Below are 18,830 nucleotides of genomic sequence, written 5' to 3'. Positions count from 1 at the left end.
GAGAGAACATCGCCATGACCGAAGCCGTCATCGTTTCCACTGCGCGCACCGCGCTCACGAAGTCCTTCCGCGGTTCCTTCAACGACACCGAGGCGCCGGTGCTGGGCGGCCACGTGGTGCGCGCCGTCGTCGAGCGTGCCGGCATCGAGCCGGCGGCGGTCGAGGACGTGATCATGGGCGCCGCCGTGCAGCAGGGCACCCAGGCCTACAACATCGGCCGGCTCTGCGCCTACACCGGCGGCCTGCCGGACACCGTGCCGGGCATGGCGCTCGACCGCATGTGTGCCTCGGGCCTGATGACGATCGGCGTCGCCGCCAAGAACATCCTGGCCGGGGAGATGAAGATCGCGGTGGCCGGCGGCGTCGAGTCGCTGTCGCTGACCCAGACCAAGCACAAGAACACCTACCGCGCGCAGTCCGAGGCGGTGAAGGCGATCGTGCCCGCGGCCTATATCCCGATGCTGGAGACGGCCGAGATCGTGTCGGCGCGCTACGGCATCTCGCGCGCCGCGCAGGACGAGTTCTCGCTGCAGAGCCAGCAGCGCACCGCCGCCGCGCAGGCCGCCGGCCTGTTCGACGCCGAGATCGTGCCGCTGGCGGCGCGCAAACTGGTGTTCGACAAGGAAGGCAAGCCGGTGGGCCACGAGGACGTGATCGCCACCCGCGACGAGTGCAACCGCGCCTCGACCACGCTGGCCGATCTCGCCAAGCTGCAGCCGGTTTTCAAGGACGGCCAGTGGGTGAAGCAGGGCGAGTTCATCACCGCCGGCAACGCCTCGCAGTTCTCGGACGGCGCCTCGGCCGCGCTGGTGATGAGCCGCGACGAGGCCGAGCGCCGCGGCATCGCACCGCTGGGCGCCTATCGGGGGATCGCCGTCGCCGGCTGCGCGCCGGACGAGATGGGCATCGGCCCGGTGTTCGCCATCCCCAAGCTGCTCGAGCGCTTCAACCTCAAGGTGAGCGACATCGGCCTGTGGGAGATCAACGAGGCCTTCGCCTGCCAGGTGCTCTACAGTCGCGACAAGCTCGGCATCCCCAACGACCGCCTGAACGTGAACGGCGGCGCCATCTCCATCGGCCACCCCTTCGGCATGTCGGGCGCGCGCATGGTCGGTCACGCGCTGCTCGAGGGCCGTCGCCGTGGCGTGCGTTACGTGGTGGTGTCGATGTGCATCGGCGGTGGCATGGGCGCGGCAGGCCTTTTCGAGGTGCTGTGATGAACCTGACGCTGTCCGACGAGCAACGCGCGCTGCAGGAGACGGCGGCCGACTTCCTTGCCGCCCATACCAACGCACGCAAGGAAGTCGACGTCGATGCCGAACTGTGGTCGCGTATCGTCGAACTCGGCTGGGCCGCGGTGCAGGTGCCGGAAGAGCTCGACGGTCTCGGCCTGGGGCCGGTCGAGCTCGTGCTGCTGATGGAGGAGATGGGCCGGCGCCTGGCGCGCACGCCCTTCCTGGCCAACGTGGTGCTGGCGCAGACCGCGCTGCTGCAGGCGGGCAGCGCCGAGGCGCAGCAGGGCGCGCTTGCGGCGCTGGCCTACGGCGAGCGCACCGCCACCTTGATCCTCGGCCCGGGCCTGGACGCGGCGCCGGCATCGCTGACCGTGAAGGCGCGTCGCGACGGCGAGGGCTGGGTGCTGGCCGGCGAGGCGGCGCAAGTGCTCGACGACGGCCTGCTGACCCATGCCTATGTGGCGGCACGCATCGAGGAGGCGCCGGGCGTGGCGCTGTTCGAGCTGGCGGTGGACGCCGCCGGCCTGTCGCGCACGCCGCTCGAGGTCTGGGACCTGACCCGTCCGCAGGCGTGCTGGCGCTTCGATGAAGTCCGGCTGACGGCCGATGCGCGCGTCGATGACCCGACGCGGGTGCTGGCCGGCCTTGCGCGCACCCGCGTGCTGGCGGCGCTGCAGGTGGCGGCCGAGCAGGTCGGCGGTGCGGCGCAGTGCCTGCAGTTGGCCGTCGATTACACCAAGGAGCGGGTGCAGTTCGGCAAGCCGGTGGCCACCTTTCAGGCGGTCAAGCACCGCGTGGCCGAGATGATGGTGCGCATGGAAACCGCGCGTTCCACCGTGCGCGGCGTGGCGGCGCGGGTGGCGCAGGGCGCGCAGGGGAACGGACTCGACGACGCGGCGCTCGCGGCAGAGGTCGCCGCAGCGCGCGTGCAGGCGACCGAGGCCTACCGCTACTGCGCGCAGGAAGCCATCCAGCTCCACGGCGGGGTGGGTTTCACCTGGGAATACGATCCGCAGATGCATTTCAAGCGCGCGCAGTGGGCCAGCCAATGGTGCGGCGCCACCAGCGGCTGGCGCGAGGCGCTCGCCGCCCATCTGCTCGACGCCGCCTGACAGGATCGACAAGGACCGATGAGCATGAACGAACAGGAATTTCGCCAGGAAGTCGCCGACTGGATGGCGACCCATCTGGCCGGCCGCTTCGCCTGCCTGAAGCACCGGGGCGGCCCCGGCGACGAGGAAGCCTTCCCGGCGCTGCGCAAGGAATGGGAGCAGGAGCTGGCCGCGGGCGGCTGGGTCGGCCTGGGCTGGCCCAGGGAACACGGCGGGCGCGACCTGCCGCTGGCGCTGCAGCTCGCCTTCCACGAGGAATACGTGCGCGCCGGCGGTCCTGGCCGCATCGGCCACATCGGCGAGACGCTGATGGCGCCGACGCTGATCGCGCTCGGCACGCCCGAGCAGCAGCGGCGCTTCCTGCCGGGCATCCGCGAAGGGCGCGAATACTGGGCGCAGGGCTACTCCGAGCCGGGTGCCGGTTCCGACCTCGCCGCCATCACCACGCGCTGCTGGCAGGACGAGGACGGCCGCTGGCGGCTGCAGGGGCAGAAGGTGTGGACCTCGCTCGCGCACGAGTCGGAGTGGATCTTCGTCGTCGCGCGCAGCACGCCGGGCTCGGTGGGGCGCGAGGGCCTTTCCTTCCTGCTGGTGCCGCTCGACCAGCCGGGCATCGAGATCCACCCGATCCGCCAGATGACCGGCGAGGCCGAGTTCAACTCGGTGTTCTTCGACGGCGCGGCGACCGAGGCCGACTGCATCGTCGGCAAGCCGGGCGAGGGCTGGAAGGTGGCGATGGCGCTGCTCGGCTTCGAACGCGGCGTGTCCACGCTCGGGCAGCAGATGCACTTCATCCACGAACTGCAGCTGGTGATCGACGTGGCACGCGCCAACGGCGCGGCGCGCGACCCGGCGATCCGCCAGCGCATCGCCGATGCCTGGGTGGGCCTGCAGGGCCTGCGCTACAACGGCCTGCGCATGCTGGAAGAAGACACCAGCTCGACCAAGGTGCGGCCCGAGGCGCTGATCTACAAGTACGCCTGGTCGAACTGGCATCGCGAGCTCGGCCAGCTGGCGATGGACGTGATCGGCGTGGCGGGCGACGTGCGCTCGGACGACGACGCGGTGCGCCGCCTGCAGCAGGTGTTCTTCTTCTCGCGCGCCGACACGATCTACGCCGGCACCAACGAGATCCAGCTCAACATCATCGCCGAACGCGGGCTGGGCATGCCGCGCGGCTGAGCGGCGGCGCCCGGCAGCCATTCGCCAGCGAGCGGGTACTACATGGAGGTGACGGGATGCCCATTCCCGAGATGTTTCGTGGCCGGCTGGCGTTGCCGCTGATCGGTTCGCCGATGTTTCTTGCCAGCGGGCAGGAGCTGGTGCTGGCGCAGTGCAAGGCGGGTGTCGCCGGGAGCTTTCCGACGCTGAACGCGCGCACGCCCGAGCTGCTCGACCAATGGCTGGCGCGCATCGCGACCGAGCTTTCTCAATGGGACATCGAACACCCGGATCGTCGGTCGGCGCCGTTCGGCGCCAACCTGATCCTGCACAAGTCCAACCCGCGGCGCGAGGCGGACCTCGAGTGCGTGGTCAGGCACCGCGTGCCCTTCGTCGTCACCTCGGTGGGTCGGCCGGATGGGGTGGTCGAGCGTGTGCACGACTATGGCGGGCTGGTGTTCCATGACGTGATCAACGTCGATCACGCACGCAAGGCGGCGGCCTGTGGCGTCGATGGGCTGATCCTGGTGTGTGCAGGGGCGGGTGGCCACGGCGGTACGCTGTCGCCCTTCGCCCTGGTCGCCGAGGTGCGCGCGTTCTGGGACGGCCCGCTGGTGCTCGCCGGCGCCTTGTCCAGCGGGCGCGCGCTGCGCGCGGCCGAGGTCATGGGGGCCGACCTGGGCTACATGGGCACGCGCTTCATCGCCACCCGCGAGGCAGCGGCCGATGTCGGCCACAAGGACATGATCGTGCGCGACGGCGCGGCAGACATCGTCTACACCCCGATGTTCAGCGGCATCTGGGCCAACTACCTGAAGAACAGCGTGCGCGCGGCGGGCATCGACCCGGATGCGCTCGAGGGCCGCCAGGACGGCGGCAAGGAAGAGCTTTTTGCCGGCCTCGACAGCAGGCCCAAGGCGTGGAAGGACGTGTGGTCGGCCGGGCAGGGGATCGGCAGCATCCACGACGTGCCCTCCGTGGCCGAACTGGTGGCGCGCATGAAGCGTGAATACACCGATGCGGCCGTGCAACCTGCCGCCTTTGCCACAGCCGCCCGGATATCGGCAGGAGCGTTGGCATGAACGCGCAATGGAAGATGATCTACCTTGCCCGGCGCAACCCTGCGCTGGCGCCCGAGGATTTCCCCCAGGCCTGGCGCGAGCATTCCGCACTCGGTCGCGAATGCCGAAACGTTCAGGACAAGGTCAAGGCGGTGCGCCAATGCTCGCGCGTGCTCGACCGGCCGGATCTGCCGCGCGGCGCATGCACTGGCTACGACGGTGTCAACCTGCTGTCGCTGCGCGACCGCCAGGCGGCCGACGACATCTGGAGCGACGAGGAGACGCTGCGCATCATGCGCCCCGACGAGCCGCGGGTGTTCTCCACCTATGTGCGCGACTTCACGTTGGTCGCGCAGGAGCAGGTGCTGCGCGATGGTGGGGAAACCGGTGTGTGCGTCGTGCTGTTCCTGCGCGCGGGCCCGGGTCAGTCATGCGGGGCGGGCGATTTCGGCGCCGTGTCCGGCACGCCCTGGGCTGCCGCGGCGCGTCTCGTATGGAACGGGGTGGCGGGCGAGCGGCCGCCCGGCTATGAGTACGACGCAATCGTCGAGGCCTGGTTTGCCTCGGTCGAGGCCGTGGCGGCCGCCTTCGGCGACGATTCGGTGTGGGCATGCCTGCCCGCGGGTCTGGCGGTGCGGGTCGACGTCGCGCGCTCGGTGTGTCTGTTGACCCATGTGACCCACCGCCGCCCCTGAGGGCTGGCGGTGACGTGCCTTGCGGCGGGGGGATCGTCTTACTGGGTGCGAATGCACGGCGTGCCGCCTTTCTGGCATGGCGGACACGCCTGCATCGAACGCATGTGGACACCGATCAGGTCGTAGACCTGCCCGCCCCAGGTCACGCCCATGCGCATCGCAGTCAGTTCCCTCTCGTTGTAGTAGACCACCGCATTGCGCGCGGCCGAGTTCGCACGCGCCGCGCGGCGCCGAGAATCTTTCAGGTCATTGCGCCGAGTGCGAAGGGCAAGCCGGCCAGCCCGGCCCAGCCCAGGCGCCCCCAGATCGCGAGCTTCGGGGACTGGTGGTTCCATAGGCCAAGCGCACCAAAGGCGCCCATGGCGCCGGCGCCGTCGATCCAGAAACCGGCCAGTCCCGCCAGACCCAGCAGCCCCAGCAGGCGGATGGCTGCGCCAGGCTGCGTTGACGTAACCGGGCAGCGAATGCCCGCGAGCCCGGCCAGACCGATGAGTCCGATGAGTCCCGCCCAGGGTGCGATGTGTGCAAGGGCCATGTCAGCCTTCCTTGTCGTCAGAAAAAGAAAAAACGGCCCGTCTGGATGACGAGCCGTGTCTGCGCTGCAAACGTCCGCTGGCCTCAGGCGGCGACAGGCTCGTCGGTGTAAGGCGCAATCCCCTTCGGCACGTAGTAGCCCTCGCACTGCTCGAGGTATTCGTTCTTCTTCGCACGCGGGTTGTAGAACTGCTTGTACCAGATGCGCGCCTTCATGAACGGGCCGTCGCTCGGGATGAAGAGCCCGTTCAGGCAGGCCGCCTTGTGCGACCACACCTCGAAGTCCTGGGCGAAGGCGGTGAGTGCCATCTCCTGATAGTGGCGCGCTGCCACCATGTCGGTGTGGGTCGCCACCTTGCTGCCACTCGGCGACTTCACCAGCAGGGCGTGCCAGACCTTGATCGAACCATCCTCGACCGGGGTGTTGCAGATCATCATCACGGCGTCGTACAGGCCGGTGAGGTGCGAGATCAGCACGCCAGGGCCGTGGTACATGGTGATGGTGTGCAGGATCGGGCTGACGCCGTCCTCACCGACCAGGGTGCGGTGCGGGCCGCACTGGCGCTGGATCGCTTTGTGGCCCTGGAACTCGTTCTCGTACTTGAGCACGGTCGAGCCGTGGATCGGGCTCAGGTGGCCGTAGTCGCAGATGTTGTCGATGACTTCCTGCGGGTGCTGGTTGAGCATGCCGAGGTGGTCGAACTTCCAGTGCACCCAGGCCGGGTCGTTCCATTCAGCGAGCATGGGGTGATCCCATTCCGGTTCGCCGCCTTCCGGGTCGTGCCACACCCAGATCGCCCCCAGGCTCTCGACCACCGGCCACGACTTCACCTTGGCTGCGGCCGGGATCTGGCCTTCGTGGTAGGGGATGTGGTCGCACTTGCCGTCGGCACCGAAGCGCCAGCCGTGGTAGGGGCAGCGGATGCCGTCACCTTCGACGTTGGTGCCGCCGCCGTCGAGCACCACGTACGAGGTCTTGTTGGGCGCGGCGAGGTGGGTCTTCATGTGCGGGCAGTAGGCGTCGAGCAGCACCACCTTGCCGCTCTCGCGGCCGCGGTAGAGCGCGAAGTCCTGGCCGAAGAAGCGCACCGCGTGCGGCTTGTGGGTATCCAGTTCCGACGCTTCGGCGATCATGAACCAGCCGCGCGGGAAGGTGTATTCGCCTAGGCGATAGTCTTTCGTTGTGGCCATGCGGGCCTCCTCTTCGTAGTGATCCAATGTCAATCCATCGGGTTGGCGCCAAGTGCCGGCCTGAAAGCCCGAACGTGATCGATTCTGGTGGCCGGGGATGGCGCTCACATCCCCTGTTTGGACGATGGCTAAATCATGGTCGGTTCGCCGCCGGGGTGGGGCATCGTCCTTTTGGACGTGTCCGTGACCGATGGCCCCGCCTAATGTGAGGCTCGGACAACAACGACAAGGACGGAGACACCATGGTCGAAACCGCGCATCCCCCTGCAGAGGTGGCGTCCGGCACCCTGGACCGGATCGCATTCCCGTTCGCCCCGCCCCAGCCCGACGGCGAACTGGTCACGCTCGCGCCGGGCGTATTCTGGGCGCGCATGCCGATGCCGATGCAGCTCGACCACATCAACGTCTACCTGCTGCGCGACAGCGATGGCTGGTTCATCGTCGATACCGGCCTGAACCTGCCGACCTCGCGTGCGCTGTGGGAGACGATCGTCGAGCGCCATTTCGACGGCCTGCCGCTCAAGGGCGTGATCTGCACGCACTTCCATTACGACCACGCCGGCCTGTCGGCGTGGCTGACCGAGCGCTTCGAGGCGCCGCTGTACATGACGCATGGCGAGTACTTCACCATGCGCACGCTGGCCGGGCCGCCGCCCGAGCCGCTTCCCGATTCGCTGCTCCGGTTCTATCTGCGCGCCGGCATGCCGCGCGAGCGCGTGGAGGAGATGTTCGCCAAGCTGCGCCGCGACCCCTTCATGCCGCCCCATCCGCGCGCGTTCAACCGCCTGCGCGAAGGCCAGGTGCTGACGATCGGCGGGCGCGACTGGCGGGTGGTGATCGGCGAGGGGCATTCGCCCGAACATGCCTGCCTGTACTGCGCGGGCGACCACCTGCTGATCGCGGGCGACCAGCTGTTGCCGCGCATCACCTCCAACGTGCTGGTCTCCGACATCGAACCCGAGGCCAATCCGCTCAAGCTCTGGCTCGACTCGCTCGACCGCCTCGCCTTGCTGGCGCCGGAAACGCTGGTGCTGCCCTCGCACGAGCGCGTGTTCAGCGGGCTGTTGCCGCGGGTCGCGGAACTGCACGCCCATCACCGGCTGCAGTTCGATATCGTGCGCACCCATCTGCGTGAATCCGGTGCGTCCACCGCTTTCGAGACCAAGGCGAGGCTGTTCCCGCGTACCCTCAGCGCGGTCGAGGACATGATGGCGCTGGGGGAAACCATCGCCCACCTGTCCTGGCTGCGCTATGCGGGCGAGGTCCGGCGCGTGCTTGACGACGACGGCCTTTATCGCTTCAGCCTTGCAAACTGATCTTCAGGAGTCACCGATGTCCCCGCTTTCCGAACTGGCCCACAAGGTTCGAGCCCAACTGACCGCGCCCGGCGCCCCCTTCGAGATGGTGGAGGTGAATGTCGATGGCCGCAGCGTGCGCGCCTACCGCAACGCCTTCCCCACGCTGCCCGCCCTGATTGCGAGCGGGCGGGCGCATGGCGCCAAGCCCTTCATCCGTTACCAGGGCGAGGCCTGGACCTTCGACCGCTTCTTCGCCGAGGCCGACGCGGTCGCCGCGCAACTGCGGGCCTGGGGCGTGCAGCCGGGCGAGCGCGTCGCCATCGCCATGCGCAACCGGCCGGAGTGGGCCGTGGTGTTCGCCGCTGCGGCGCTGATCGGTGCCGTGCCGGCGCCGCTGAACAGCTTCGGCCTCGGCGAGGAGTTGCATGCCGCGCTGGACGACGTCGAGCCGCGCGTCTTCGCCTGCGACGCCGAGCGCCTGGCGCGCATCGGCGGCGACACCCGGGTCGCGGACTGCCGCATCCTGTGCGTGGGCGAGGCCGAGATGCCCGCGGGCATCACCGACTACCGAATCGCCGCCACCCGGGCGGCGGAGCCGGTGAGCTCGCCGGCGCTCGGTCCCGATGACCCGGCGCTGATCCTGTTCACCTCGGGGGCGACCAGCCGGGCGAAGGGCGTGCTGTCGTCCCAGCGCGCGGTGTGCCAGGCCTTGTTCAACATCGACTATATCGGCGCGCTGTCGGGCATGACCTCGCCCGAGGCGGTCGCGGCGCTGATGGCGAAGGGCCTGCCGCCCACCACCCTGACGGCCGTGCCGCTGTTCCACGTCAGCGGCCTGCATGCGCAACTGCTCAGCGCGCTGCGCAACGGCCGCCAACTGGTGTTCGTGAGCCGATGGGATCCGGCGCAGGCGCTCGAGGTCATCCGCGAGGAGCGGATCACCCAGTTCAACGGCGCGCCATCGATGGTGATGCAGTTGCTGGCGCAGCCGGGCTTCGACGATCCGACGCAGACCGGGACGCTGGCGGGCCTGGGCTTCGGCGGCGCGGGCCTGCCGCAGCGGCTGATCGACGAGGTGATGCAGCGGCGGCCGAATTCGCTGTCGGGCATCGGCTTCGGCCTGACCGAGACCAACGGCGTCGGCGCCGCCGCATCGGGCGCGCTGTTCGCCTACCAGCCGCGCAGTTCGGGCCTCACCTCGCCGATCGTCGATGTCCGCATCGCCGACGCCGACGGGCAGCCCCTGCCGCCCTGCGAGCAGGGCGAGATCTGGCTGCGCGGCGTGACCGTGATGCAGGGCTACTGGCGCAATCCGGAGGCCACCGCGGCCGCGATGAGCGACGGCTGGTTCCGCACGGGCGACGTCGGCTATCTGGACGAGGAGGGCTTCCTGTTCGTCGTCGACCGGATCAAGGACGTCATCAACCGCTGCGGCGAGAAGATCGCGGCGGCCGAGGTCGAGTCCTGCCTGCTGCACCAGCCGGACGTCCTGGAGGCGGCGGTGTTCGCCGTGCCCGACGAGGAAACGGGCGAGGCGGTGGTGGCGGTGGTATCGGTGCGCGAGGGCAGTGGCCTGGACGCGCACGCCCTGCGCGCCCACGTCGGGGCGCATCTGGCGGCGTACAAGGTGCCAGCCGTCGTGCAGGTGCTGACCGATGCCTTGCCGCGCAATCCGGCCGGCAAGCTGCTCAAGGGACAACTGCGCAAGGCATTCGTCGATGCGGCTCAGGGCTGAGTATTTCGGCCGCTGCCTGCGACTTAGTCTCATCGGACGATGTAGGCAGTGAGCTGATGGCAAAACAATGCCATCACGGATGCAGGAACGGCCCGAGGAAGAGACCAAGCCCCCCGCATCCGGTTCGCTGGATCAATCGGGATACTTGATACGCCCACCAGGAAGGAGACTTAAATGATTAAAACCCGTGTTTGGGTGCCGGTCATGACCACGATCGCGTTGTCGATGGCTGCCGGTAATGCGATGGCCAAGGTGACCGAAGCCGAAGCCGCGAAGCTTGGCAAGGAACTTACTTGTGTCGGTGCCGAGGCCGGCCCGAACGCGGACGGCAGCATCCCGGCCTTCTCCGGAAAGTGGCTGGGGAAGCCGCCGCACGTCGAATACACGCTCCATGCCGGCCAGCATCCGGTCGACGTGTATCCGGAAGACAAGCCGCTGTTCGAGATCACCGCGGCGAACGTGGACAAGTACGCGGACAAGCTGAGCGAAGGTCAGAGGGCCATGTTCAAGCGCTTCCCCGAGACCTTCCGCATGCCGGTCTATCAGAGCCGGCGCGATTTCCGTTACCCGGACATCATCTGCGAGGTCGCGAAGAAGAACGCGCTCGAGGCGGAGCTGACCGATGGCGGGCTGGGTTACACCGGCTACAAGGGGCCGATCGGCTTTCCGATCCCCAAGGAGCCGATGGAAGTGCTCGCCAACATGAACTTCCCTTACCGCGCCTTCAGCGAAAGCATCGTGCGTGATATCGCCGACGTCGGCTCGGACGGCTCCATCACCTGGGGACGGCAGATCAACAAGAACCTCAACGTCGTCACCTCGCCGTCCGAGATCGGCAAGCCGATGGAAGGCCTGATGGCCTATTCCCTGTCCGGCACGCTGCTGCCCGAGCGCGACCGTGGCAGCTTCACCGCGTCGCAGGAGCCGGTCAACTTCGCCAAGGCCAAGCGCCTGGCCTGGCAGTACGACCCGGGGACCCGTCGTGTGCGTCAGCTGCCGACCTATGGCTTCGATTCGCCGATGGGTGGGACGAGCGGCAAGCTGACGATCGACCAGGATCGCCTGATGAACGGCGACCCCAGCCGTTACGAGTGGAAGCTGCACGGCAAGAAGGAACTGTACATCCCGGCCAACTCGTACCGGATCCATTCGAAGGACGTCAAGTACGCCGACCTGCTGCAAAAGGGCCACGCCAACCCGAACTACATCCGCTACGAGCTGCGCCGCGTCTGGGTGCTGGAGGGCTCGCTTAAGGAAGGCTATCGCCACGCCTTCGGCAAGCGCGTGATGTACATCGACGAGGACAACTGGCAAGCCTCGGTGGGTGATTACTACGACACGCGCGGGCAGCTGTGGCAGCACGCCTTCATCAACCACTACTACGCCTTCGACCTCAACGCGTGGCAGGCGGGCACCTCTTTCTTCCATGACCTGAACTCGGGCTCCTACGTCGGCTTCAACCTGATCCAGGAACGCGACAAGGCCTTCGTCCTCAACAAGGGCGACCTGACTTCGGACATGTATACCCCGGCCGCACTGCGCGCCATGGGCCAGTGATCGACTCGTCATTCAGGGAGTAACGCAGCATGAAACTGCACAAGAAAATGAAGGCGATCGCACTGGCCGTGATCGGGATGGGGATCGCCGCGCCGGCAATGGCCTTCGATGCGGTCGAGTTCGACAACGGGGCGGTGCTGGAGTCGCGCATCACCACGACCTATACGCTCTCGACCCGGCTCGAGGAGCGGGATCCGGTGCTTTCATCGAACCTAACGAACTCGTCGGGCAACGACGGCGACAACAACTTCGACAAGGGGGCACTGACGTCGAACCGCGTGAGCCTGCTGCTCGACACCCATTTCAAGAAGGGGAGCTCGGGCTTCATCCTGTCGGCCAGCACCTTCTACGACGACGTCTATCACAGCTCGAACGACAACGACGGCACGTCGTTCCCGAACAAGATCGGCGGGCCGGCTAATCGTTTCACCAGCGGCGCCAAGCGTTACCACGGCGGCTACAGCCGTCTGCTCGACGCTTACGGCTACACCTCGTTCGATGTCGGTCAGGAGGGGCGCGCGACGGTCCGTCTCGGCAAGCATGTCGTCTCCTGGGGTGAGACCCTGTTCATCCCCGGCATCTCGGGTGCGCAGGGCCCTGCGGACGGCACCAAGGCGGGCATTCCGGGCACCGAGGTGAAGGACCAACTGCTGCCGGAAGACCAGATCTCGGCCTTGTACGAGGTCAATGACAAGTTATCGCTAATGGCGCATGTGCAGTACGGTTGGCATAAGACGCTTGTAAATGCCCCCGGTTCGTTCATGAGTACGTCCGACGTTGTTGGGCCGGGTTCCATCTGCCTCACCCCTGGGCCGACCTGCAGCGCTCTGCGAAGGGCTGACGAGAAACCGGGGAACACGGGGCAGTGGGGTGTCGGCGCAAAGTACCGCGTAACGGACGAGACCGAGGTGGGCCTGATCTACCTCAACTACCACGATCGAGCTCCGATGGTGGATGTCGACTCGGTGGTCTCGGATGGCAGCGGCTTTGGCTTCAACCATCGCTACTTCGAAGACATCAAGATGCTGGGCGCCACATTCAGCACCAGTTTTGGCATTGCGACGCTCGGTGGCGAGATCTCCTACCGTAAGGACGCGCCGGCTCTGGTAAACACGAGGCTTGGCCCGGCGAGCGCCAAGCCTATCCCGACGGCGACCACGGCTGACGTGTTGCAGACGAACATCAACACATTCATCAACCTGGGCCGCACCTTCCTGGCTCCGCAGGCCAACTTCCTGGCCGAGCTGGCATATGTGGATGTCCGCAACCCAGAGGCGCGACGCGTTCCCGGTGCCACGGGGAATACCTCCGCAACGTATAGCCCGCTGGCGCCGCCGCCCGGTTTTGTCTCGGTGCCCTCACTTGAGTCCGACTCGCTGAACTTCGGCAGCTACGGCCTGGCCTTCGCGTCGACGCTCAGCCTGACCTACCCGGGCATCATCGAGAACTGGGAACTGGGCGTGCCGATCAGCTATTCGCGCCAGCTCAAGGGGCGCACGCTGCAGGGCAACCTCGGCATGGGCGAGGGTGACCATCGCCTGAGCGTGGGCGCGACGATGACCTATCGCCGCAACCTGCAGGTCGGCCTGACCTACCTGGGCTACTTCGGCGATGCCAGCCTGGATCCGGTCAAGAACCGCCAGCTGACCGACCGCGACCAGCTCTCCCTGGTGGTGAAGTACACCTTCTGAGCCCGTCCTGAAGCAGTCCCCGAAGCCCGCCGGTCATTACGCCCGGCGGGCTTTTTCACGTCCGTGCCGTCGCGGGTGTCGCTTGCTCGGATGCGGGTGGTGCTGCGTTCGCCGACCCCCTGGGGGCATAGGCGGCGGTCGGCGAGCGATGGTCGCCCGACCGGGGATGCGGGCGATCGAGGCCGCCGCAACGCATCGCCACCCGAGCGTTCCCGGCGTACACGAAGAACGCCACTGGCGCAGCGGCGCAGTGGCGTTTCTCGTGGCCGTGAGGCTTCAGCCGGTCGGCAACCTGCCGGGCCTTCGGCTCATGCGCTCGGCGCGGCGGCGGACGAGGCCTTCTGTGCGACTTCCTTCGCCCACACGTAGTTCGCCTTGCCCGCGGCCGAGCGGAAGACCTCGGGCACCGTCACGATTTCCTTCGGCACCTTGTAGCCGGCCAGGTGGGCGTGGCACAGGGCCTTGAGCGCATCGACGTCGAGCGCCATCCCGGGGCGTACCGAGACCACTGCCGTGACCCGCTGCCCCCAGCGCGGGTCGGGGAGGCCGACGACGACGGCGTCGAGGATCTGCGGGCTCATGCGCAGGGCCTCTTCCACCTCTTCCGGGAAGACCTTCTCGCCGCCGGTATTGATGCAGTTGTTGCCGCGGCCGAAGACGATGATCGAGCCGTCGTCGGCGAGCTTGGCGGCATCGCCGGTGATCGCATAGCGCGTGCCCTCGATGGTGACGAAGGTCTCGGCGGTCTTCACCGGGTCGCGGTAGTAGCCGAGCGGCAGATAGCCGCTGCGGGCGAGGATGCCGGATTCGCCCGAGGCGGCGATGCGCTGGCCGTCGACGACGACCTTGAGGTCGGGCCGGGCGGCGATCTTGATCATGCCGCCCTCGACGGGCTTGGCGCCCATGCCGAGCTGGCCGCCCTCGGACGAGCCGATGCCGTCGCTGAAATACACGTTCGGCGGCAGGAAGGGCTTGAGCGCCTCCTTGATGTGCGCCGACATCACCGCGCCGCCGTTGCCGAACAGGAGCAGCGAGGACAGGTCCCAGCGGCCCGGGTCGGCCTTGAGCGCATCGAGGATCGGCAGGGCCATGGCATCGCCCACGAGAGTGATGCCGTTGAGCTTCTGTTGCGCGGCGATGTCGAGCACATGCTCGGCGTTGAAGTGATGCTGGTCGTTGAGCACCACCGTGTGGCCGGCGAACAGCGACACCATCGTCGCCCAGTGGGCGGCGCCGTGCATCAGCGGCGCGACCGGCATGAAGCGCATCGGGTGGCCCTTGCGGATGCGGTCGGCGAGTTGCTCCGGGGTCGCCACCGGGCCGTCGGCGGGGGCGTAGAAGCTGCCGCCGCCCAGGCAGCCGAAGAAAAGGTCCTTGTGCGGCCACATCACGCCCTTGGGCTTGCCGGTGGTGCCACCGGTGTAGAGCAGGGAGATGTCGTTGTCGTCGCAGCGGATCGCGCGCAGGGCGCTCGTATCGTCCGCCAGGGCGTTTTCGTAGGCCGTGGCCCCGGCGAGCGCGGGCGCGCCGCCGCCGGTGCGCACCTTCACCTTCAGCCCCGGCGCGGCATCGAGCACCTCGGCGACCTCAGGCTCGAGCTCGGCGCTGTAGAACAGGGCCTTGATGCCGGCGTTGTCGTAGATGTAGCGCAGCTCGTCGGCGACGTAGCGGTAGTTGATGTTGGCCGGCACCGCGCGCACGCGGCAGGCGGCGAGAAAGGCTTCGAGATATTCCGGCGAGTTGTACATCTGCAGGCCGACGACGTCCCCCTGGCCGATGCCCTGCGCGTGCAGCCAGGCGGCGAGGCGGTCGATGCGCTCGGCCATCTGGCGGTAGGTCCGGCGGACGTCGCCGATGATGAGCGCGTCGCGCTCGGGAACGGTCTCGGCCGTGATCGCGAACAGGTCCGCGAGGCTGTAGCTGCGTGGGTTCATGATTGTCTCCGTATTGTGATCGTTGTGATTGGAAGCGGGAGCGGACGGGCTGGCCGTCCGCGGCGGCGTCAGATCGCGCCGGCGGCCTTCAGCGTGGCCATCGCCTCTTCGCCGTAGCCGAGCGCGCGCAGCACCGCCTCGTTGTGCTCGCCGGCAGCAGGCGGCGGACGGTCGAGGCTGAAGGCGTAGTCGCTCATCTTCACCGGGAAGGCGAAGTAGGGCGCGCTGCCGCCATCGGGCAGCGGCGTCTCCACCGTCATGCCGCGCGCGCGGGTCAGCGGGTGGGCGAGGACCTCGTCGATGCGCAGCACCGGGCTCACGCAGGCATCGACCCCGGCCAGGGCTTCGGTCCATTCGGCCAGCGTGCGCGCCTTGATGATCTCCGCCACCTGCGCTTCGACCGCCGCGCCGGCCTTGCCCGCCGCCCAGCCGCTCTTGCTCAGTTCGGGACAACCGGCAGCGGTGCAGAAGGCCTGCCAGAACTTGGGCTCCAGTGCCCCGACCGCCAGATGGCGACCATCGGCGGTCTCGTAGGTGCCATAGCAGGGCAGCCCGCCCGACAAGGTGTCGTGACCGGCGGGCACCGGCTGCTTCCAGCTGTGCAGGCTGGCGAGCGGCTGGACGTTGAGCGCCATGGCGCAGTCGGTCATCGACACGTCGATGAAGCGCCCCTGGCCGCTGCGTTGCGCATCGAACAGCGCGGCCAGGATCGCCATTGCCGCCGACAGCGCGCCGCCGGCCAGATCGGCGATCGGGAAGTTGCCCGGATGCGGCTTGCCGCCGGGCGCCGCGCTCTGCTCGAGGATGCCGGCGTAGCTCTGGTAGTTGATGTCGTGGCCGCCGAGCTCGGCAAGCGGTCCGTCCTGGCCGTAGCCGCTGATCGCGCAGTACACCAGCTTCGGGTTGATCGCCTTGAGGTCGTCAAAACCGATGCCGAGCCGGCTCATCACGCCGGGGCGGAAGCCCTCGACCACGATGTCGGCGTCCTTGGCCAGGGCGTAGATGAGCTCGCGTGCGCCGGGCGCGCGCAGGTTGATCGCCAGCGAGCGCTTGTTGCGGTTCACCGCGAGAAAGAAGTGCGAGATCGGCGTGCCGGCCGGGCCGCGTCCGGCTTCGCCGCCGGGCGGCTCGATCTTGATCACGTCCGCGCCCATGTCGGCCAGATGCAGGGTGCACATCGGCCCGGGCAGGAGCTGGGTGAAGTCGAGCACCTTCACGCCACTCAGGGGTTTGCTTGCCATCGTCTTGTCTCCTCCTCGAGGGGCTTCAGCCGTGTTCCAGTTCGCGGAACGGGATCTTGCGGTCGCTGCGGACCTCGCCGGGCAGGCCGAGCACGCGCTCGGCGATCACGTTCTTCAGGATCTCGTCGGTGCCGCCGCCCATGCGCGCGCCGGGCGAACCCAGCCACAGCCGCTGCATGTAGCGCCAGTCGCCGCCCAAGGCCTCGTGGCCGATCATGCCCTCGGGGCCGGCGAGCTCGAGCGCGAAGGCGGCGATGTCCTGCATCGCCTTGCCGGCGACCAGCTTGGTGATCGACATCTCGGGGCCGGGCGCCTTGCCCTTCGAGATCGCCGTGAGGCCGCGGGCGATGACGAGTTCGACGCCTTTCTGCTGCAGGTAGGCGTCGGCGATGCGGGCGCGCACGCGATCGTCCTCGATCGCCGGACGCTCATCCCATGCGCACTTCCGCGCCAGCGCGACGAGATGTTCGTGCAGGTCGGTGGGCAGGTTGCCGCCGACCGACAGGCGCTCCTGCATCAGCGTGCTCAGCATCACCTTCCAGCCGCCGCATTCGGGGCCGAGGCGGTAGGTGTCGGGGATGCGCACGTCGGTGAAGAAGACCTCGTTGAACTCCGAGTCGCCCGACATCTGGTGGATCGGACGGACCTCGACGCCGGGGGCCTTCATGTCGACGATGAACATCGTCAGGCCTTCCTGCTTGGGCTTGTCCCAGTCGCTGCGGGTGAGCAGGATGCCGTAGTCGCAGAAGTGGGCGCCCGAGGTCCATACCTTCTGGCCGTTGACGACCCAGTCGTCGCCGTCGCGCACCGCGCGCGTGCGCACGCCGCCGGTGTCCGACCCGGCGCCGGGCTCGGAGAAGAGCTGGCACCAGATCTGCTCGCCGGCGAGGCCGGGGCGCAGGAAGCGGGCCTTGAGCTCGGGCGCGGCCCAGGTCATCACCGTGGGCAGGCCCATGCCGATGCTGATCTCGAAGATCATGCCCGGCACCACGAAGGCGGCTTCCTCCTGCTGGTAGATCACATGCTGCATCGCGGTGCCGCCGCGGCCGCCGGCCGCCTTCGGCCAGGTGATCGCGGCATAGCCGGCTGCGGCCTTCTTCGCCTGCCAGGCCTTGGCGGCGGCGAGCCGCGCGGCGTCGTCCAGGCCTTCGCCGAAGACTTCGTCGGGGCGGCTGCGTTTCTGGCCGTTGGCTTCCAGCCAGGCGCGCACTTCGGCGCGGAAGGCGGCTTCTTCGGGGGTGTCTCTGAAGTCCATGTGGGCGTGTTCCGCTTACGCGGCCTCCTTGATGAGTTCGTCCGCCAGGCGCGCGCGCCAGGCGTGTTCGCTGCCGATGAGCTGGCCGAGATGGCGGGCGCGGCGGTAGTGGAGGTGGCAGTCCATCTCCCAGGTGAAGCCGATGCCGCCGTGCAGCTCGATGCCTTCCTCGGCGGCGACCACGTAGGCGCGGGTGGCGGACACGCGCGCGGCGGCGGCGGCCCTGGGCAGCTCGGGGGCGTCGGAGGACAGCGCCCAGGCGCCGTAGTAGGCGTGCACCCGGGCGAGTTCGATCGCGGTGTAGATCTCGGCCATCTTGTGCTTGAGGGCCTGGAAACTGCCGATCTGGCGGCCGAAGGCCTTGCGCTCGAGCGAGTAGTCGCGCGTCGCCTCCAGGATGCGGGCGGCACCGCCAACCTGCTCGAAGGCGAGCAGCACGGCGGCACCGTCGAGCACGCGGGCGGCGACGGTGGCAGCATTGGTGGCAGCCTCGGCGGCCGGCAGGCGGTCGGCAGGCGTGCGATCGAAGTGGAGCACGGCGAGCGGGCGGGTCGGGTCGAGGGTAGGCACGGGCGTGCGGCTCACGCCGGCGCCGGCGAGGTCCACCAGCACCAGCTCGTCGGCCACCCGCAGCACCGCCAGCCCGGCGATGCCGCCGTCGACCAGCGCGGGGCTGGTGCCGGTGAGCGTCGCGCCGTCGAAGGCGAGCGGGGCGGGGGTGCGATAGCGCTCGCGGCTGCCAAGCGCGGCGGTGGCGACGAGCTCGCCACCGGCGATCTGCGGCAGCCAGCGCTGCTTCTGCGCATCGCTGCCGGCGCGCAGGATGGCCTCGGCCGCGAGGTAGAAGCTCGACGAGAGGGGCACGGCGGCGAGGTGGCGGCCGGCTTCCTCGGCGACCAGGCACAGTTCCAGGTAGCCCAGTCCGGCGCCGCCGTATTGCTCGGGGATGGCGGCGGCGGCGGCGCCCATCTCGATCAGGTTGCGCCAGACGGCTTCGGAATGGCTCGCCCGGCCCTCGAGCACCTCGCGCACCGCCTGCGAGGTGCTGGTGTCGGCGAGCATGGTGCGCACTGCGTCCTGCAGCAGGCGCTGATCGTCGGAAAAATCGAAGTTCACGCTTTACTCCTTGG

At 68.3% G+C, this 18,830-nt stretch carries 15 protein-coding genes; 9 read left to right on the top strand and 6 right to left on the bottom strand.

The features are described from left to right. Nucleotides 1-14 precede the first annotated feature (14 nt). Genes CKCBHOJB_RS11480 through CKCBHOJB_RS11460 form a run of 5 tightly spaced genes read left to right on the top strand, consistent with a single transcriptional unit; the run spans nucleotide 15 to nucleotide 5,264 of the window. Nucleotides 15-1,217 (top strand): acetyl-CoA C-acyltransferase, encoded by a 1,203-nt coding sequence (locus CKCBHOJB_RS11480; protein ID WP_281048805.1) that lies wholly within the window; start codon nucleotides 15-17, stop codon nucleotides 1,215-1,217. After that, nucleotides 1,217-2,347, top strand: a complete 1,131-nt coding sequence (locus CKCBHOJB_RS11475; protein WP_281048804.1) for an acyl-CoA dehydrogenase family protein — start codon at nucleotides 1,217-1,219, stop codon at nucleotides 2,345-2,347. The genes CKCBHOJB_RS11480 and CKCBHOJB_RS11475 overlap by 1 nt, the downstream gene beginning before the upstream one ends. Before the next feature lie 24 nt (nucleotides 2,348-2,371). Then, complete coding sequence (locus CKCBHOJB_RS11470) at nucleotides 2,372-3,529, top strand: acyl-CoA dehydrogenase family protein (protein WP_281048803.1); 1,158 nt, start codon at nucleotides 2,372-2,374, stop codon at nucleotides 3,527-3,529. 56 nt (nucleotides 3,530-3,585) lie between these two features. Beyond that, nucleotides 3,586-4,590 (top strand): nitronate monooxygenase, encoded by a 1,005-nt coding sequence (locus tag CKCBHOJB_RS11465; RefSeq protein WP_281048802.1) that lies wholly within the window; start codon nucleotides 3,586-3,588, stop codon nucleotides 4,588-4,590. Beyond that, nucleotides 4,587-5,264, top strand: coding sequence for an EthD domain-containing protein (locus tag CKCBHOJB_RS11460; protein ID WP_281048801.1), 678 nt, complete (start codon nucleotides 4,587-4,589; stop codon nucleotides 5,262-5,264). The genes CKCBHOJB_RS11465 and CKCBHOJB_RS11460 overlap by 4 nt, the downstream gene beginning before the upstream one ends. Nucleotides 5,265-5,505: 241 nt before the next feature. On the opposite strand, the gene CKCBHOJB_RS11455 is transcribed toward CKCBHOJB_RS11460, so the two are convergent. Together CKCBHOJB_RS11455 and CKCBHOJB_RS11450 are read right to left on the bottom strand one after the other, a co-directional pair. Next, on the bottom strand, nucleotides 5,506-5,799 hold the full coding sequence (locus CKCBHOJB_RS11455) for a hypothetical protein (RefSeq protein ID WP_281048800.1): 294 nt from the start codon (nucleotides 5,797-5,799) through the stop codon (nucleotides 5,506-5,508). 83 nt (nucleotides 5,800-5,882) lie between these two features. Next, nucleotides 5,883-6,989: a Rieske 2Fe-2S domain-containing protein gene (locus CKCBHOJB_RS11450; protein ID WP_281048799.1), complete on the bottom strand. Its 1,107-nt coding sequence runs from the start codon at nucleotides 6,987-6,989 to the stop codon at nucleotides 5,883-5,885. Between the two features lie 242 nt (nucleotides 6,990-7,231). Between CKCBHOJB_RS11450 and CKCBHOJB_RS11445 the strand changes: the two genes are divergently transcribed. The 4 genes from CKCBHOJB_RS11445 to CKCBHOJB_RS11430 all read left to right on the top strand — a co-directional run bounded on the left by CKCBHOJB_RS11445 (nucleotide 7,232) and on the right by CKCBHOJB_RS11430 (nucleotide 13,270). Further along, on the top strand, nucleotides 7,232-8,305 hold the full coding sequence (locus CKCBHOJB_RS11445) for an MBL fold metallo-hydrolase (RefSeq protein ID WP_281048798.1): 1,074 nt from the start codon (nucleotides 7,232-7,234) through the stop codon (nucleotides 8,303-8,305). 16 nt (nucleotides 8,306-8,321) lie between these two features. Beyond that, complete coding sequence (locus tag CKCBHOJB_RS11440) at nucleotides 8,322-10,022, top strand: class I adenylate-forming enzyme family protein (RefSeq protein WP_281048797.1); 1,701 nt, start codon at nucleotides 8,322-8,324, stop codon at nucleotides 10,020-10,022. A gap of 174 nt (nucleotides 10,023-10,196) precedes the next feature. Next, entirely contained in the window at nucleotides 10,197-11,579 is a 1,383-nt protein-coding gene (locus tag CKCBHOJB_RS11435; RefSeq protein WP_281048796.1) for a DUF1329 domain-containing protein, read from the top strand. A 29-nt stretch (nucleotides 11,580-11,608) separates the two neighbouring features. Beyond that, nucleotides 11,609-13,270, top strand: a complete 1,662-nt coding sequence (locus CKCBHOJB_RS11430; protein ID WP_281048795.1) for a DUF1302 family protein — start codon at nucleotides 11,609-11,611, stop codon at nucleotides 13,268-13,270. Nucleotides 13,271-13,578: 308 nt separating this feature from the next. On the opposite strand, the gene CKCBHOJB_RS11425 is transcribed toward CKCBHOJB_RS11430, so the two are convergent. The 4 genes from CKCBHOJB_RS11425 to CKCBHOJB_RS11410 form a co-directional block, all read right to left on the bottom strand. After that, nucleotides 13,579-15,204 carry an AMP-binding protein gene (locus CKCBHOJB_RS11425; RefSeq protein ID WP_281048794.1) on the bottom strand — a complete coding sequence of 542 codons (1,626 nt, stop codon included), beginning with the start codon at nucleotides 15,202-15,204 and terminating at the stop codon, nucleotides 13,579-13,581. Nucleotides 15,205-15,272: 68 nt separating this feature from the next. Beyond that, the gene (locus tag CKCBHOJB_RS11420) at nucleotides 15,273-16,445 is read right to left on the bottom strand and encodes a CaiB/BaiF CoA-transferase family protein (RefSeq protein ID WP_281048793.1); all 1,173 of its coding nucleotides are present in this window, start codon (nucleotides 16,443-16,445) and stop codon (nucleotides 15,273-15,275) included. A gap of 25 nt (nucleotides 16,446-16,470) precedes the next feature. Beyond that, nucleotides 16,471-17,700 carry an acyl-CoA dehydrogenase family protein gene (locus CKCBHOJB_RS11415; protein ID WP_281048792.1) on the bottom strand — a complete coding sequence of 410 codons (1,230 nt, stop codon included), beginning with the start codon at nucleotides 17,698-17,700 and terminating at the stop codon, nucleotides 16,471-16,473. Between the two features lie 15 nt (nucleotides 17,701-17,715). Further along, nucleotides 17,716-18,816 (bottom strand): acyl-CoA dehydrogenase family protein, encoded by a 1,101-nt coding sequence (locus CKCBHOJB_RS11410; protein ID WP_281048791.1) that lies wholly within the window; start codon nucleotides 18,814-18,816, stop codon nucleotides 17,716-17,718. Between the last annotated feature and the right edge of the window lie 14 nt (nucleotides 18,817-18,830).

Origin of the sequence: Thauera sp. GDN1, assembly GCF_029223545.1 — a bacterium.
In the GTDB taxonomy this organism is placed as follows: Bacteria; Pseudomonadota; Gammaproteobacteria; order Burkholderiales; family Rhodocyclaceae; genus Thauera.
Note: the sequence above shows the minus strand (reverse complement) of the source record. Positions and strands in the feature narration are given on the sequence as shown.